Origin of the sequence: Desulfofarcimen acetoxidans DSM 771, assembly GCF_000024205.1 — a bacterium.
GTDB lineage: Bacteria > Bacillota > Desulfotomaculia > Desulfotomaculales > Desulfofarciminaceae > Desulfofarcimen > Desulfofarcimen acetoxidans.
Genome location: NC_013216.1, coordinates 2,878,935 through 2,895,912, shown reverse-complemented (window position 1 = coordinate 2,895,912; position 16,978 = coordinate 2,878,935). Strand labels below are relative to the sequence as shown.

Sequence of the window (16,978 nt, the reverse complement as noted above, 5' to 3'; positions counted from 1 at the left end):
CCCCTTATATACTCAAAACTCCGCGAATCATTTCACGGTTTTTTACCTTTTCCACAGCCTCTAATAAATTATCCAGGCTGAAACGGTGCGAGATCATATCTTTGACTGCAATTTCACCTGAAGCAATCAGCTCTACTGCCCGCTGAAAATCCTGCGGTGTTGAAGCAAAGGTGCCGGTAATTTTTATTTCGCCGTAATGCAGCCACCTGGGGTCCACAGTCATACTTTGTCCCGCCGGTGGTCCGCCGAAAATATTGAAAGTCCCGCCGTTTTTAACTGCCGGCAAATAATCCTGCATGATTTGAGGGATTCCCAGCGAGGCTATAACCATATCCGCGCCAAGTCCGCCGGTAAGCTGCCTGGCTGACTGTACGAAATCCTCATGACTGGTGTTAATTGTAAAATCAGCTCCCATTTCTTTTGCCTGGTTAAGTCTCTGTTCCAGTAAATCAGCGACAATAACTTTAGCACCGGCCTGTTTGGCTACTTTGAGATGAAGCAGTCCCATCGGCCCGGCTCCAATAATGGCTACGGTGCAGCCTGGACCAACCGGCCCGCTGCGAGCTGCGGCCAGGCAGCAGGAGAGAGGCTCAGCCATAGCTGCTTCTTCAAAGGAGAGATGATCAGGAATAATTACCACACCACCTGCTTTGACAATCTGGTAAGGTATTCTCACATACTCGGCAAAACCCCCGTCAATGCCGTGGGATAAGCCGAACTCCTTCAGGCAGAGATTATGGTTGTCGCGCCGGCAAAATTCACATTCGCCGCATACTGCTATAGGGTAGACAGCGACTCTTTGCCCTGCTGTAAAACCATCCACACCCTGACCTATTTCGGCAATCTCACCGGCTACTTCGTGACCTAATATGGTGGGCAGGTCTTTGGGCAGCCCGTTGCCCAGCAAAATTTTAACATCAGTGGCGCAGATGCCGCAGGAACGTACCTTGACTACCAAATCGCCTTCTCCGGCGCTCGGTTTTGGAGTCATCTCAATGCGGATATCATCTTTTCCATATACCACGGCTGCTTTCATCATTTAAATCACTGCTTTCTTTACGCCTTCCATCAAGGCTTTAATTTTCCCCGGGTCTTTTTTACCGGGCAGTGCTTCTACACCGCTGCATAAATCTATACCTGACGGGTGTACTTTGTTTATGGCCTCAGCAATGTTGGCCGGGTTTATGCCTCCGGCCAGAAAAACCGGCAGAGGTGATGCATCAATTAACTTTCTGGCCAGTTTCCAGTTGACCGTTTTCCCTGTACCTCCGAAACGGGTTTTTCCGTTAATTTTAGTTGCCGCATCAAGCAGAAAAACATTCGCTCCGGCCTGATAACATTCCAGCATGTTTTGCTTTACTTGCTTAAGTATGTAAGCTTCCTCTGGGGATAATAATTCACCGTTATAGCATGAATTACCTGCGTTATTAGAAATATTATTGCTTGTTAACCGGTCTGCGTTAAGTTGCTCCGGTGTTTGTACTGCTTCAATATTTGCAGTTTTGCTAATATTTGTATTGGAGGTGTTGACTTCTGCCGCCGGCAAGTGGATTGATTGCCAGAGTTCCGTTTGATGAAATTTATCCCGGCATCTGCTCAGGAGCTGCGGGTTTTCCGGTCCCAGAAACTGCAGTGCGTGAGGCTGCAGTTTTTGAACCAGGTAAACAAGTCTATCCCAGGCTATGTTGTAAACCAGTGCGACTGTTGGCAGCGGAGACAATTGAAAAACTGTCTCCGCCTGTTCAATAGTCAATGATCTGGGAGAGAAATCCACTTCAGTTACAACACCGGCATAATCAGCACCGTACCGAGCAGCCAATTGGATATCTTCTATATTTGTCATGCCGCAGAGTTTAACAAGTAAGCCATCCTTCATGCTGGTAGTTCCTTTCCACACCGTTTTCTTTGACTCGAGCCCCTGTGTTATCAATAAAGGTTTCAATAATGCGGCTTTCCGGTACGTCATGATCTTTTAAGTATTTTAGCATTCTGTCCATAACATCCTGATCCTTGGTCATAGCGTAGACAGTCGGTCCCACAGAGCTCATGCCAACAACTTCCGCCCCGATGCCCCGCAAGGTACCGAGAAAATGGTAAATAGGAGCCCCGAACACGCCGTGCTGCTCACACTCAGCCCTCTTGGAACCGAGAAAAGCCAGATCGAACAGGGAGTTGCCTATACCTCTTAAATCCCCCCTGACCATGGAGGGCAGCAGGTCTAGCAGGACAATCTGAGATTTGGTGCCGCACTGTAAAGTGTCCAGGTAACGCGCCCGTCTCATCAAAAGCTCAACTTCCGATTCCGCAGCAGTTTCTTTGCCTGAATACTCGTCTTCCAGGGAAGGTACATCAGGAATAAAAATAAGTGCTTTGGTTTCAGGTACGGGGATTCTGTAAACCAGTTCCATATCGTCTGTGCTGAGCACCATGCCCCCGTTAATACCGGCCATTGCACCGATGCCTGTTTCAAAGCCTCTGATCAGGTAATGAAGGCCGGATTCTTCGCAGGCGTTGAAGCCCAGTATGCGTCTTAGTTCGCGGTTGGTGAAGGGACGCCCTAAAACTTCATTGATTCCTACACAGGCAGCAGTCATGGTGCCTGTGGAAGAACCCATTCCTACATGGCGGCGCCCGTGGTCATAGAGCTCAATTTCAAAGCCTCCGGGAAATTTTAATATTTCTTTAAAAACATGGGCAAAATGGCTGACAATCAAAGGGCGCTGCCCTTTGACTACTATATCCGGGTTGGCAGTGGCCCGTACTCTGGCCTGAAAATATACACCGACAGCCCAGCCGATGCCGCCGCCGCCTGCCCGACCGGTATTAAACCTGTTCATGTCCAGTACGGTTGAGTGCATGCGGGCGGGGACAGTAACCTCTACTTCGCGCTCGCTGATCTGGCTGACGGTACGGGGTGTTACTCCGAAACTCTCCGGGTGCACTATAAAATCTTTCTGTCCGGGTTCAAACTCTTCCAAAACAGTGGTGATGCGGTCAAACGGGCCTCCGATGATGCCTATCTCAATAGTTTTCTTTTCAGGTAAGCTAGTTGTCATGATCTTATCCCCTTTCCACAAAATTAATGTTTTCAGTTTTTGCTGATATATATTATTGTGGTCAGGTAAGCGGTAAAACAAAAAAACACCTCCAGATAGAGGTGTTTATGGTGAATTAACAGGTAAGACCAAACCAATCGTAAAAGCCCGTATACCTGTATAAAGCTACCCATTTACCATCCTACCATTCTACAATGATTATTATAAGATCATTAATTAAATAATTCAACTGCAATTTTTTCCGCCGTTAAGATTTTTAGTTAACAGGTTATAACATCAGGATTTCTATTTTTATATTGCAGTCCAGGTGGTGGAGAATTTATATATAGCTATTGCTGTCGATTAATAAAATTTCAGGACATACTGGATGTAAATTATATTTTTTACTCTTGCAGTACTTCTGTTCAGATTTTATAATATAATAGATTGTATGGTATACCATATACCAAGGGAGTGATATGATGAGCGAAATAATTGATCTTAAACCGGTAGAGATTGAAACTTCCTTTCAGGTGCGCGATAAGGTTTATAATCGCCTGCGGGAGGCTATTCTCGCGGGTGGCTTGAAACCGGGCGAGCGCCTGGTAGAGCGCAAGCTGGCGGATCAATTAAACGTAAGCCGAACTCCGGTGAGAGAAGCCGTTCGCATGCTGGAATTGGAGGGTTTGGTATCCCATCTGCCGCGGGTAGGGGCTGTGGTGGCACAGGTCAATGACCTGGAGGTGCTGGAGATATACCGCATACGTGCGGTGCTGGAGGGACTGGCCGCACGTATGGCGGCTGAGAGAATTAACCCGGAGCAATTGCGGGAATTGGTTGAACTTCTGAATGATATAGAGAAGTTTGCCCGTGAGGTTGACCTGAAAAGGTTGGAAAGTGTACATCTGGAGTTTAATGATCTCATCTATAAATCAGCCGACAGCCCGCGTTTGTACAGTATGATTATGACTCTGACAGACCATATCAGCCGCTGTGTCAGAGTAGGTTATTGTTATCCGGGACGTGTGGCCGCGGCTACTTTGGAGCATCGTCAACTGGTTGAGGCCATTAAGCTGCGGGATGGCGACCTGGCTGAGCGTATTGCCAGAGAGCATATTGATAATTCAAGGCAGGCTTATTTTAGTGAAATGGCTCAAAAGAGACAAACTGAAGTGTAAAATTTAAAGCAGCATGGTATACCATTTATTTTAATCAATAAAGGAGTGTTTGATATGACACACCGGGAAACTGTTGTAGCTGATAAGCTTGACGACAAGAAAAAAGGGATTCGTGGTTTGATTATTACCACTCTGGCAACTCTGCCTCTGTGCGTTCTCTTCTGGCAGTTGTTTCTGGCTTTTGGGCGGGCTAATTTTTTTGGTTTTGGGGGCGGGCCTGCTGTAATTCCTCTCATTCAGCGGGAAGTGGTGAACAATTATAAGTGGCTTAGCACTGAAGAGTTCACAGATGTGCTGGCTATGGGCAATGCCCTGCCCGGACCTATTGCTACGAAAATGGCTGCTTATGTCGGCTACAAGATATCAGGTTTATGGGGTGCAGCCGCTGCTCTGGCGGGTACGGTTATACCTACGGCAGTTGCTATGCTGGGCCTGGCAGGAATCTATCTCAAATATAAGGACACACCTCAGATTACGGGTATGCTTAAAGGAGTTCGCCCGGTCGTGGTAGTGCTTCTTCTGCAAACTGCTTGGGACATGGGACTAAAATCTTTTCCTCTTCCGGTTACCTGGATTATTGCCCTGATAGCCCTGGTCCTGATTTTCCAGTTTAAGATGCATCCGATTATTTTAATCATAGCCTCTATGTTTTTCGGTTATATATTTCTCAGCAAGTAGCGTATTAATAAGTCAAGCTACCTGCTTGCACTTCGGAAAATACGTTTACGCATAACTATCTCGTTTCCGTTGATAATAACCACTTATTAGATGCAGTTGACTTGACAGAGGATAATTTAACTAATATAATATGTTCTGGTGCGACACGTCGTGTTGCGACTTAAATGCAGGGAGTGAGGTGCATGTTAAATGAAGATCAGGCGAATCAGAAATTGGTTGAGCATTTGCTTTTTCTGTTCAGGCAATTGCACCGGGGGGCTGAGTCACATGCAATAAAAGGCGGATTTACAGTTCCTCAAAGAATTGTTATGGGACATTTAGTTCAATACGGTGATCTGAGTGTTAAAGAATTGAGTCAAAAAGTCGGACTTTCCCATAGCACTATATCGGGAATCGTGGATAGATTGGAACGCAAAGGACTGGTCATGCGATCCCAGAACCTGCAAGATCGCCGAATTACCAAAGTAACAACAACCGATTTGGGCAAAAAACACATTAAAATGATGCCACACCAGATGTTTTCAGGCGTTGTAGATATATTTGACCGGGCAATGGTTGCGGAAAAAATAAAAATTTTGGAAGGATTAGCAGCTTTGCGGCAACTGTTGGACAAAGAGGAAGAAAAACAATTGTAATTTTTAACTAAATTTTTTTTATACTCTGGGAAATTATGCTTATGCTGAATTTGTAAACAAGTTAAGGTATGCCGCATAATTTCTGTCGAGCACGAGTGCCTATGGTTGCGCGAAAGTTGCTTAAAGTGACTTTCTTGGGTAATCCCTAACTGACAGGAGAAGATGAGGTTAATGATTAAGTTAGTCAGGTTTTTAAAGCCCTTCACATGGTCTGTTGCTGCTGTTTTGCTGCTCTTGCTTTTTCAATCACTTACCGATTTGTATTTGCCGACTTTGATGTCCGGTATTGTGGATACAGGCATCGTCAAAGGCGATACACATTACATTGTAAACGTTGGCGGAAAAATGCTGTTTTTTGCGGCAGTCAGTGCTTTGTGTATGATTACAGCGAGCTATTTATCCGCCAAAATAGCAACAGGATTAGGTCGGAATCTGCGCGGCATGGTTTTTTCTCGGGTAGAGAGTTATTCACTCAACGAGTTTGACCGGATGGGCACAGCCTCACTGATTACCAGAACTACTAACGACATTAACCAGATTCAGCAATTGCTGATTATTATGATGCGTATGATGATCAGTGCACCCATGATGTGCATCGGTGGCATTATTATGGCGGTGTCCAAAGATGCTGTCTTATCGCTGGTCTTTGTTGTTGTACTGCCGGTTATTGCCGGTACAATCCTGATTATTTTTCGTAAAGCCGTACCGCTTTTTAAGGCCATGCAGGTCAATCTTGATCAATTAAACCGGGTTTTGCGCGAGGGACTTACCGGCATTAGAGTTATTCGTGCCTTTAATCGTCTCGAACATGAGAACGCACGTTTTTTAAAAGCCAACAGCGATCTGACCGACACAGCCATTAGAGTCAATATAATTATGGCCGGTTTAATGCCCGTGATGATGCTGGTGATGAACCTTTCCAGTATTGCCATTGTCTGGTTTGGCGGTATTCGGGTTGATAAAGGCGACATGCAGGTCGGAGATATGATGGCTTTTCTTCAATACGCCATGCAAATCATGTTCTCACTTATTATGATTTCTTTCATGTTTATTATGATTCCCCGGGCGGAAGCTTCCGCCGTAAGAATTAACGAAGTGCTTGATCTCATTCCGGAAATCAAGGACGCTGAAAGAGTGAAAAAGGCAGGCGACAAAAAGGGTTTTGTGGAGTTTAAGGATGTTACCTTCAGCTATCCCGGGGCTGAGGAACCTGCTATCAGTGATATTTCCTTCACGGCCGGGCCCGGCGAGGTTACGGCTATTATTGGTGGTACCGGTTCAGGAAAATCGACTTTGATAAATCTGATACCCCGCTTTTACGATATTGATAAGGGCAGTATTTTAATAGACGGTGTTGATGTGCGGGAGATGTCACAGGAAAGTTTGAGATCTAAGATAGGGCTGGTACCGCAAAAAGCAGTGTTTTTTACCGGCAGCATTGCTGCAAATATCCGTTATGGCAGAGAAGCTGCTACGGATGAAGAGGTCAGGCGTGCTGCCGAAATCGCCCAGGCCACAGAATTTATCACCGGTATGAAGGATGGCTTTGATTCCGTTATCGCACAAGGTGGAACCAATGTTTCAGGAGGACAAAAGCAACGTCTTTCCATCGCCAGGGCCTTGGTGCGAAGGCCTGAAATCTATGTCATTGATGATGCCCTTTCCGCCCTTGATTTTAAAACCGATGCCAGCCTGCGTGCAGCTCTCAGAAAGGAAACGGCCTGTGCCACTGTGCTGATCGTAGCACAGAGAGTCAGTACGGTAATGGATGCCGACCGGATTATCGTTATGGATAAAGGTAAAATTGCCGGAATCGGCAGGCACAGGGAACTCTTGAATACATGTGATGTATATCGTGAGATTGTAGTTTCACAGCTGTCCGAGGAGGAAATAGCATGAGGGAAGAACGCAGAGAGCAAAGACCACTGGCCGGAGGGTCCGGAGGAGGTTTCGGCAGAGGCCCGATGGGAGGGCAAATGGGTATGCCGGTGCAAAAAGCCAGGGACTTTAAAGGCACCATGAAAAGGCTCCTCGGCTATTTAAGACCACGTAAATACCGGTTGCTGGCCGTATTTATAATGAGTATTCTCAGTACCGTTTTCAGCATTGCAAGCCCGAAAATCCTGGGTAAAGCCACCACCAAATTGTTTGAAGGAATTATGATGAGGCATAATAATATAGCCGGGGCTAAGATCGATTTTAACTATATTGCACAGATACTGTTTTTTATAATTGGACTATATATTTTCAGTGCGTTCTTCAGTTACCTGCAGCAATATATCATGGCGGGTGTGGCACAAAAAACGGTTTTTGATATTCGTAATGATGTCAATAAAAAACTGGCCCGCCTCCCGCTTAAATTTTTCGATTCACATACCCATGGTGAAATTTTAAGCCGCATAACGAATGATGTTGATAACATCGGTTCAACCTTGCAGCAAAGTTTGACCCAGTTAATTAACTCGATTATTACTATCGTCGGTATTCTCATAATGATGTTGACCATCAGCCCGTTCATGACTTTAATTGCGCTTGTGACCCTGCCGCTTTCGTTTATAGTGACGGTGATGATCGCCAAGCGTTCCCAGAAATACTTTGCCACACAACAGAAGGAACTTGGAATACTCAACGGGCATGTTGAAGAGATGTACACCGGCCACCAAATTGTAAAGGCTTTCGGACGGGAGCGTGAATCTGTTGTCAGATTCAATGAGATTAACGAAAGACTATATAATTCGGGCTGGAAAGCTCAGTTCGTTTCCGGCATAATTTTTCCGCTCATGAGCTTTATCAGCAACATCGGTTATGTGTTGGTCTGTGTTGTCGGGGGTATTCTGGTTACAAAAAAAACAATTGAAATCGGTGATATACAGGCTTTTATCCAATACTCCAGGCAGTTTACCCATCCCATCATCCAGACAGCTAATATAGCTAATATCATCCAGTCTACGGTAGCTTCCGCCGAGCGGGTGTTTGAGCTTATGGACGAGGTTGAACAAATTCCGGACAGGGAAGCTGCGAAGAGAATTGAGTTGCCGAAAGGCGAGGTCAAGTTCCAAAATGTCCGGTTTGGCTACAAGGAAGATGCCGCTCTGATCGAAAATATGAATATCGATATCAGGCCGGGCCAGACCATTGCTATTGTAGGCCCGACCGGAGCCGGCAAAACCACCCTTGTTAACCTCTTGATGCGCTTTTATGAAATTAGTGCAGGAAAAATCACAGTAGATGGTGTCGATATCAGGAATTTAAAACGCAGTGACCTGCGCACGATGTTTGGCATGGTGCTGCAGGACACCTGGCTTTTTAACGGCACAATCAGAGATAATATTGCCTATGGCCGTGTCGGTGCTGTCGAAGAGGATATTGTGCGGGCAGCCAAAGCGGCACATGCCGACCACTTTATCCGGACCCTGCCCGATGGTTATAATACCATTCTCAATGAGGAAGCCTCGAATATTTCCCAGGGACAAAAACAGTTGCTGACAATTGCCCGGGCAATACTCGCCGATCCGGCCATTCTGATTCTTGATGAAGCTACCAGCAATGTTGATACCAGAACCGAATTGCTAATCCAAAAGGCGATGACAGCACTAATGAAGGGAAGAACGAGTTTTGTTATTGCCCATCGCTTGTCCACTATTCGGGATGCTGATTTAATCCTGGTAATGAATAACGGCAGCATTATTGAAACAGGCACTCATAATGAACTTCTTGCACAGGGCGGCTTCTATGCAGAACTTTACCTGAGCCAGTTTACAGTAGGAAGTCTTAATCAAGAAGCGGGATAGACAAAGTTGTATATTTCTGTTAAAGCAAAAAGAACCATGACCAAAGGGTTATGGTTCTTTTTGTTGGTTTTACATGAAGTTAAGATGACGATGAATATACATCGTTAAAGATCTTAATCTTATTTGGAGAGTTTTATTAGTTACCAATTTTCGCGTATAAAGATATAAACATAGCGAAAAAATTTAAAAAGGTTTTATTATTTTTTATAAAATTTTTATAAACTTATTATAACTAGTTTAAACTGTTATTTTATAATGACCTCATCAAAAACAAGGAGGTCATATAAATGGGTAAGATGAAGCTTCTTTATGATGTAATTATGACTATGAAAGGCAAGGAATCTTTTATAGGGAACTTCAAAGTGGAAGGCAGCAAGGACCAGATTAAGATCTTTGATATGAACAATGACTTTGAAAAAAACCTGGCGAAAGGGCAGATGAAGGCCAAGGTTTCCTTTGAAACCGATTGTGCAGGAAAGAAAGTTAAGCATGAAAGCAACACTGAGTTTGACATGACAGGTTTCCTCGGTTGTGACGGGCACGGCTTTATGCACCGCGGTTTTTTTCACCAGTGGCATGACCATCATGAGCATCATCCTCACCCCCACCATGTCCGCCCGGATGGCATGAGGTGCTGCGGGATAAAGGGAAAGCTCAGTAAACTGGCATTGTTGGCCAGTATGTTAAACAGCATGAAAATGGAGGCACAGGAAGACAAAAGTACGCTGCTATCACTGGGTTTTGAAGACTTGCCAGGAGATATGAAAACACTTCTCCAGGAAAAACTGCAGCAACACAGAATGCATCATGCCCATTGCTTTAATGGGAGGTTAAAAGAATTTTCCGGCTTGGAAATCGGAAACGCCCGGCTGTCAATACGCATAAATAAGAACAATGAAGTGGAAAAGTTCCTGTTTAATGTTGAAGGCAAACTAAAAGATGAGTCCGGTGTTTTGCACCCCCTTATTTTGCAGGCGGAACTGAATCTTACCTGGTAAGCGGGACTATGAGAAGGCATTTCTATTATCGTTTTCCTGGCTGTCTCAATGGTTTTAGGCATAACGCTACTGATTATATGGCGGTTAACACCCGGTTATGCAAAGCTTGCTGGAAGTGTGTTTCGATTTGTCCCAGGGGAGTTATCGGTAAGATTCGTTTCCTTTTTCATAGGCACATCTACATTTTGAACCCGGGAAATTGCATTGGTTGCGGAGCCTGTGCAAAAGCGTGCCCGGAAGGGGCTATCATAGTTTTGAAACGGCCCGGCGGTTCAGCAAAGGAAAGACCGGTCTAGCACCGGTCTTTCTCATACCCCGGTTGGTATATTATAAAAAATGATGATTTGTGCCGTTGCCACGTGTTCTAATGATATAATGATAGACAGTTAAGAAATAGAGGTGTCAGGAGACGGATGTGGTGAAAAAAGAAGAAACAAGAAATTTCTTTCATGAATTCAAAAACCGCCGCGGACATGGAGACTGTGATGATTTTTTTGAGAGATTAGAGCAGCACAGGATGTATCACCGGGAATTTCACCGGATGCACAGATCCTTACACTTCTTTCGTCCCTTTGCGTTGCTGTTTAACCTCCTGATTTTGTTTTTGCTGTTTAAGCTGGAGGGGATAAAAGCCATTGTCATCTTTATTGCGGCGCTGCTCGTTGCTAAAGAAATCGTACAGGTGCTATTTCTCCTGCATCTGGAAAAAAGAATTTTCCGGCCCATCGAAGCGTTGAAAAAAGGTGTGGAAGAGATCGCCAGGGGCAATTATGGTATAAAAGTTGAGTGTGAGATGAGAAATGAGATCGGAATCCTGGTGGCTTCTTTTAACGAAATGGCACATAAATTGGAAGAAAGCGAAAAAATAAAGTCCGAATACGAAGAAAACCGGAAAGCCCTTATTGCTAATATATCCCATGACTTAAAGACACCCATTACCTCCATTCAGGGATATATTGAAGCTATCCTGGACGGAGAAGGCATAGCGCTGGAAATTAAAAACAAGTACCTGCAAATCATCCATTACAATATTATTTATGTTAACAAATTGATAGACGATCTTTTCCTGTTTTCAAAACTTGATCTTCAGAAGTTGAATTTTCAGTTTGAAAAGGTGCAGGTACGGGCATTTATGAGTGACCTGACGGAAGAACTCGGTCTTGAACTGGAAGAAAGACAGGTTCAGTTTTTTTACACCGATAAAATGGAGCAGGATTTGCCGATACTCTTGGATCGGAAAAGAATGCACCAGGCACTGAGAAACATCGTGGGCAACGCTTTAAAATACGGACCTGATAAGGGATTGATAATAAAAGCCGAGCTATCAAAGCAAGGTGATTTGGTTTGTATAAAACTCATAGACAACGGACCGGGAATTCCCGCAGATAAACTGCCTCATATTTTTGACAGGTTTTACCGTGTCGATAAAGAACGCACCAAGGATTTGATGAGTACCGGCCTTGGATTGGCCATCGCTAGGGAGCTGCTGCAAGCCCACGGTGGAAGTATCGCGGCTTTTAGCGAGGAAGGTAAAGGCACGTGCTTTACAATAACTCTGCCGTTAACCGTATGAGTCGGGAGGGGTTTATTCATGAAACGCATCTTGATTATTGAAGACGATCTTCATATTGCCGAACTGGAGAGGGACTATCTTCAGTTGAACGGGTTTAAGGCCGATATCGTCCAGGATGGGGTTCAGGGACTGAAAAAGGCTCTCCCGGGCAATTATGACGTCATTATTGTGGATCTGATGTTGCCCGGCAAGGACGGCTATGAAATCATCAGAGAAATAAGGGAAAAACTAGATGTTCCTGTAGTGGTGGTTTCGGCCAAAGATGAGGACGTGAACAAAATCAGGGGACTGGAGTATGGAGCCGACGATTATCTGACCAAACCCTTCAGCCCAGGCGAACTGGTGGCCAGGATCAAGTCCCATATCAGAAGATATGAGCGGCTTAAGGGCAACCATGTTCCCTCTGAAGTTATCATTCACAGGGGGTTGGAAATCAATACGGCATCTCACAGGGTGTACCTCAATGGCCAGCAAGTTCAGATGACCACCAGGGAATATGAATTGTTGTTGTTTCTTGCCTCCAACCCTGGCATTGTTTTTTCAAAAGAGCATATTCTTGTAAGCATATGGGGCGATGATTACTTTGGGGATACGGCAACCGTGGCTGTACATATCCAAAAAATAAGGAAAAAGATAGAAAAGGATCCGTCTAACCCAGAGTTTATCGAAACTCTCTGGGGGACGGGCTACCGCTTTAATAAGTAACGTTATTGTTTGTCCGCTATCGATTAGAAAGTCGGCTTATTGGTATAAATATTTAAAAACAAGGCAGCATTGGAAACAAGGGTATATTTCTTAAAAAATTTAACGATATTATTAACATAATTAAGGAAGGAATTGTTAGAGCATAAATTAGTAAGTCTAAATTTATGAAACGTTAGGGAAGGAGACCCGTATGAATTCATATGTACTCAGTTTCCGGGAAATCGATAAAACAAAGCTCATGGTCGTCGGGGGCAAAGGCTTAAACTTGGGGGAACTATCAAGGATTGAAGGAATACGGGTGCCGGAGGGCTTTTGTGTTACCACCGGGGCTTATAAAAGTACGATTAGCCACAACAAGGAGTATAACGCATTGGTAGATCAATTATCAACTCTAAGGGTGGACGATAGGAAAAGGATCGGTGAAATCAGTGGGAAAATCCGTGGATTTATCGAAGAGATAGGGATTGCCGGGAACATTGAGGAAGAAATCATTCGCTATCTCTTAAAATTTGGCGAGGAGTATGCTTATGCCGTGCGTTCCAGTGCCACGGCAGAGGATTTGCCGCTGGCATCTTTTGCGGGCCAGCAGGATACTTACTTGAATATTAAGGGAAGGGATGCGATTTTAAAGCATATCCGCAAGTGCTGGGCTTCTTTGTTCACAGACCGGGCGGTGATCTACCGCATGCAAAACGGTTTCGACCACCGCAAGGTCTTTCTTTCAGTTGTCATCCAGCGGATGCTTTTCCCTCGGGCTTCAGGGATTATGTTTACGGCAGATCCTGTCATCTCCAACAGGAAAGTGATTTCCATCGACGCCAGCCTCGGGCTTGGTGAGGCTCTTGTCTCCGGCCTGGTGAATGCTGATATCTATAAGGTGCGGGACGGAAGAATATGTAATAAGACAATATCCACCAAGAAATTGGCTGTCTATGCATTGAAAGAAGGCGGGACGGAGGAACGGGAGATTGAACCCGAGCAGCAAAACATACAGACGCTAACAGACGAGCAGATTTTACGGCTTGAGGGCATGGGGAGGAAGATTGAAGCATTTTTTGGTTTCCCCCAGGATATTGAATGGTGTCTTTATGAAGATACTTTCTATGTAGTGCAAAGTCGTCCTATTACTACTTTATACCCTGTACCGGACCTTAACGATGGGCAGAACCATATCTATACGTCAATAGGCCACCAGCAGATGATGACAGACGCCATTAAACCATTGGGCATATCCTTCTTTCAATTATTATCTGATGAGGTTCCACTGCGCAAAGCCGGAGGAAGGCTGTTCTTTGATTTGACACATGATCTGGCTTCCCCGATTGGACGGGAGATAATACTCAGAACTTGGGGCAAAGCTGATCCTCTAATGCACAATGCTATCTTGAACTTAATGAAGCGAAAAGCTTTTGTGAAATCATTGCCACGCGGAAAAAGATACATCAGAATGGGAACAGAGGGACTATCCTGGGCACTTCCTATTCAGGCTATCAAAATCTATCGCAAAAATGACGTGACGCTGATACAAAACCTAATATCCCACAACGAAGCGTCTGTAAGAGATCTTCAGCAAAGGATCGCCAACGTATCTGGAGATGAACTGTTTGCCTTTATTGTAGAGGACCATAAACAATTAAAAGAAATCATGTATAATCCACGAGGTATGGGAGCGATTATTGTTGGGGTGTTGGCAGCAAATTGGATTAATAAGAAAATGGAAAAGTGGCTGGGCGAAAAGAACGTAGCTGACACACTTTCCCAATCGGTAGCTAACAATGTTACATCCGAAATGGGGCTTGCGTTGTTGGATGTATCGGATGTCGTCCGGCAATACCCAGCGGTGATAGATTATTTTCATCATGCCAGTGATGAGACCTTTTTTGTGGATTTGTCCAAATTGGAAGGCGGTAATGCTGTCAGTGAATCCCTACAGTCGTTTTTGGAAAAATACGGTATGCGTTGTTCCGGTGAGATCGATATCACCAGACCGCGTTGGAGCGAACAGCCAACTGCACTCATCCCCATGATCCTCAGCAACATTAAAAATTTTCAACCGAATGCGCGCGGCGTTAAATTTGATCATGGGAGGCTGGAAGCAGAACAGAAGGAACAGGATCTCTTGAGCCGATTGGAGCAATTACCAGGTGGACAGCAAAAGGCCCAAAAGACAAAGAAGGTCATCAGCGTTTTGCGCAATTTCATCGGTTACCGGGAATATCCCAAGTATGCCTTTATCCAACGTTACTATATTTATAAGCAGGCACTGCTGAAGGAGGCAGTCAAGCTCGTGCAAAAGGGTGTTATCCGGGAGAAGGAGGATATTTACTATCTATCCTTTGAGGAACTCCGGGAGGTTGCTCGCACAAACAGATTGGATTACAGCGTCATAACTAAGAGAAAAGAGGAGTACGAGGTATATGAAAAACTGACGCCACCTCGGGTGATGACGTCTGAGGGCGAGGTCATATCCGGCGAATACAACACCGGCAATATCCCGCAGGGTGCCTTACCGGGTATACCTGTTTCAACAGGCATCATTGAGGGACGCGCACGGGTCGTTTTAAAAATGGCGGATGCCATCATAGAGGATGGTGATATTTTAGTCACCACATTCACTGACCCCAGTTGGACACCGCTGTTTGTATCTGTCAAAGGTTTGGTGACGGAAGTAGGCGGGCTTATGACCCATGGTGCTGTCATTGCGCGCGAATATGGCCTTCCCGCAGTCGTAAGCGTGGAAAACGCCACGAAGCTGATCAAAGACGGGCAGAGGATCCGGGTGAACGGGACAGAAGGATATGTAGAAAAGCTGTGATTGCCTCCTATTCCCGGATAAATAGCAGCTAAAAAGATAAGTTGATAAAAGATATTTTTAAATATTTACTTCTTAAACGTTCACAGAAAGAGGATACTATTTAAAAACCAACAAGACAGCGATAACAGCACTGTTAGAGGAAAGCGTGTTAACAGTGTTGTTATCATATTAACATGCTTGTTGCATAAACGTATTAATGAATATCTTTTTAATTTTATCATGAATTTTATTAACTTTTCTTTCGGTTGCAACACTGCCATTAACCATACAATAGGTATTTGCTGACTATAGGTGTTAACAATTCAGTTATTAGTATGAGGCTCCACAACCTGCCTTTAAAAATATTGTAATCAGCCAATAGCTTTTCCCAGGAGTGTTTGGCCACGTAATGTCCAAATAAAAATTCAAAAGCTATAGTAAGAATTACCCAGGTAAAGCCGATTATTAATAATGTGGAATCAGAATTTATAGATATTTTAGCTAAAAAATAATTTGTTGTAATAATGATTAGGATAATTAAAATAATTGTGCTAGTTATATGTCCCGTCTGTTCACTGGTATAAGGCTTAATAAGTTTTTCTCTAACTACTCCGTTTAAAATAGCCAAAAAAGCAAAGAGAAACCAAAGTCCCAGAGTGAATAGGGTTATTTGCATACTCAATAATTTTACCTCCACCCCTAATTTAATAGATGCCGCTATCTATAATTTGTGATAGTTAATTAAAAAGTAACACTTAATAAATATACCATAATTTATATTAAATAGTTTATTTATTCTTTTTCCCAAATGAATTTTATTGTTACCCAGGTTAAGCCAGCAAAGGTTACTGTGTTAAAAAAGAAACTGGCCAGCCAGTGCCAATGAAAGTATTTAGCTACTTGGACCAGCACAGTTAAATAATCTACTGCAGCAAAAATAAGGGCAAATATTAAGATATGTAAAAACTGCAGCCATTTATTGCATGGAACAAACTGTATAAAAAGGATGCCCATGGTAAATATTGGACCAAATATGTAAGGAGCGGGCAAACCTATCCAGGGAATAATTAAGTTGCAGAATTTATATAGCTGCAGGTGTTGTGCTCCACTGTCAACAATAGTAGCTAATCCGATAGACAGAACCCCACCCGCAATGTTATCCTTTAACCTGCTGTAATCTATAAAGATAAAGAACAGAAGCCAAGACATTATAAAAATAATAACCCAAGGCATGATATGTCACCCCGTTTAATTAGGCTTTACCAACAGCATATAAAATATAATTGTTTTATTTAAGAAAACATTTATACTTCTAATCCTTTTTCACTTAAGATGAGAGGCAGAAATTAAACGGAAAACATATTTAGCCCGGAAACATGATCTGGGACAAATACAGAGTTAAATATAAGGAGCGCTAACTTAGCGCTCCTTATATTTAACTCTGTATTTGTAAAGCTTGTAAACACGCAATATTATCTTAAAGTTGCTCATGGTGTGTGGCATAAGGTTTATACACCCCTTTTTTTAGTGACAATTCCGTTAGCACCTGATGACTTCGTGATACTCGATGATTACTTGTATGACAGGAAAA

At 43.9% G+C, this 16,978-nt stretch carries 15 protein-coding genes; 10 read left to right on the top strand and 5 right to left on the bottom strand.

The features are described from left to right. Nucleotides 1-4 precede the first annotated feature (4 nt). The 3 genes from DTOX_RS13340 to DTOX_RS13325 are packed head-to-tail and all read right to left on the bottom strand — an operon-like array spanning nt 5 to nt 3,056. Nucleotides 5-1,039, bottom strand: coding sequence for a zinc-dependent dehydrogenase (locus DTOX_RS13340; RefSeq protein ID WP_015758212.1), 1,035 nt, complete (start codon nt 1,037-1,039; stop codon nt 5-7). Next, nucleotides 1,040-1,876, bottom strand: a complete 837-nt coding sequence (locus tag DTOX_RS21565; RefSeq protein ID WP_015758211.1) for a phosphoribosylanthranilate isomerase — start codon at nt 1,874-1,876, stop codon at nt 1,040-1,042. Next, nucleotides 1,854-3,056, bottom strand: coding sequence for a GHMP family kinase ATP-binding protein (locus tag DTOX_RS13325; protein WP_042317240.1), 1,203 nt, complete (start codon nt 3,054-3,056; stop codon nt 1,854-1,856). The genes DTOX_RS21565 and DTOX_RS13325 overlap by 23 nt, the downstream gene beginning before the upstream one ends. Nucleotides 3,057-3,517: 461 nt before the next feature. On the opposite strand from DTOX_RS13325, the gene DTOX_RS13320 reads away from it, so the two are divergent. The 10 genes from DTOX_RS13320 to ppsA all read left to right on the top strand — a co-directional run bounded on the left by DTOX_RS13320 (nt 3,518) and on the right by ppsA (nt 15,408). Next, a complete protein-coding gene (locus DTOX_RS13320) occupies nt 3,518-4,213 on the top strand; it encodes a GntR family transcriptional regulator (RefSeq protein WP_015758209.1) in 696 nt (231 codons plus the stop codon). A gap of 54 nt (nt 4,214-4,267) precedes the next feature. Next, nucleotides 4,268-4,891: a chromate transporter gene (locus DTOX_RS13315; RefSeq protein ID WP_015758208.1), complete on the top strand. Its 624-nt coding sequence runs from the start codon at nt 4,268-4,270 to the stop codon at nt 4,889-4,891. Nucleotides 4,892-5,073: 182 nt separating this feature from the next. Further along, on the top strand, nt 5,074-5,526 hold the full coding sequence (locus tag DTOX_RS13310; RefSeq protein ID WP_015758207.1) for a MarR family winged helix-turn-helix transcriptional regulator: 453 nt from the start codon (nt 5,074-5,076) through the stop codon (nt 5,524-5,526). Nucleotides 5,527-5,697: 171 nt separating this feature from the next. After that, nucleotides 5,698-7,425 (top strand): ABC transporter ATP-binding protein, encoded by a 1,728-nt coding sequence (locus tag DTOX_RS13305; protein WP_015758206.1) that lies wholly within the window; start codon nt 5,698-5,700, stop codon nt 7,423-7,425. After that, nucleotides 7,422-9,317, top strand: a complete 1,896-nt coding sequence (locus DTOX_RS13300) for an ABC transporter ATP-binding protein (protein ID WP_015758205.1) — start codon at nt 7,422-7,424, stop codon at nt 9,315-9,317. Before DTOX_RS13305 ends, DTOX_RS13300 begins: the two co-directional genes overlap by 4 nt. A gap of 287 nt (nt 9,318-9,604) precedes the next feature. After that, a complete protein-coding gene (locus DTOX_RS13295) occupies nt 9,605-10,315 on the top strand; it encodes a hypothetical protein (protein WP_015758204.1) in 711 nt (236 codons plus the stop codon). An 8-nt stretch (nt 10,316-10,323) separates the two neighbouring features. Next, entirely contained in the window at nt 10,324-10,611 is a 288-nt protein-coding gene (locus DTOX_RS13290) for a DUF362 domain-containing protein (RefSeq protein WP_015758203.1), read from the top strand. A 122-nt stretch (nt 10,612-10,733) separates the two neighbouring features. After that, nucleotides 10,734-11,888, top strand: coding sequence for a sensor histidine kinase (locus tag DTOX_RS13285; RefSeq protein WP_242652435.1), 1,155 nt, complete (start codon nt 10,734-10,736; stop codon nt 11,886-11,888). Nucleotides 11,889-11,906: 18 nt separating this feature from the next. Then, on the top strand, nt 11,907-12,593 hold the full coding sequence (locus DTOX_RS13280) for a response regulator transcription factor (RefSeq protein WP_015758201.1): 687 nt from the start codon (nt 11,907-11,909) through the stop codon (nt 12,591-12,593). Between the two features lie 190 nt (nt 12,594-12,783). After that, nucleotides 12,784-15,408 carry a phosphoenolpyruvate synthase gene (gene ppsA / locus DTOX_RS13275; protein WP_015758200.1) on the top strand — a complete coding sequence of 875 codons (2,625 nt, stop codon included), beginning with the start codon at nt 12,784-12,786 and terminating at the stop codon, nt 15,406-15,408. A gap of 259 nt (nt 15,409-15,667) precedes the next feature. Here ppsA and DTOX_RS13270 read toward each other — a convergent pair whose 3' ends face one another. Together DTOX_RS13270 and DTOX_RS13265 are read right to left on the bottom strand one after the other, a co-directional pair. Then, nucleotides 15,668-16,069 (bottom strand): hypothetical protein, encoded by a 402-nt coding sequence (locus tag DTOX_RS13270; protein ID WP_015758199.1) that lies wholly within the window; start codon nt 16,067-16,069, stop codon nt 15,668-15,670. Nucleotides 16,070-16,179: 110 nt separating this feature from the next. Next, nucleotides 16,180-16,620, bottom strand: coding sequence for a hypothetical protein (locus DTOX_RS13265; protein WP_015758198.1), 441 nt, complete (start codon nt 16,618-16,620; stop codon nt 16,180-16,182). Between the last annotated feature and the right edge of the window lie 358 nt (nt 16,621-16,978).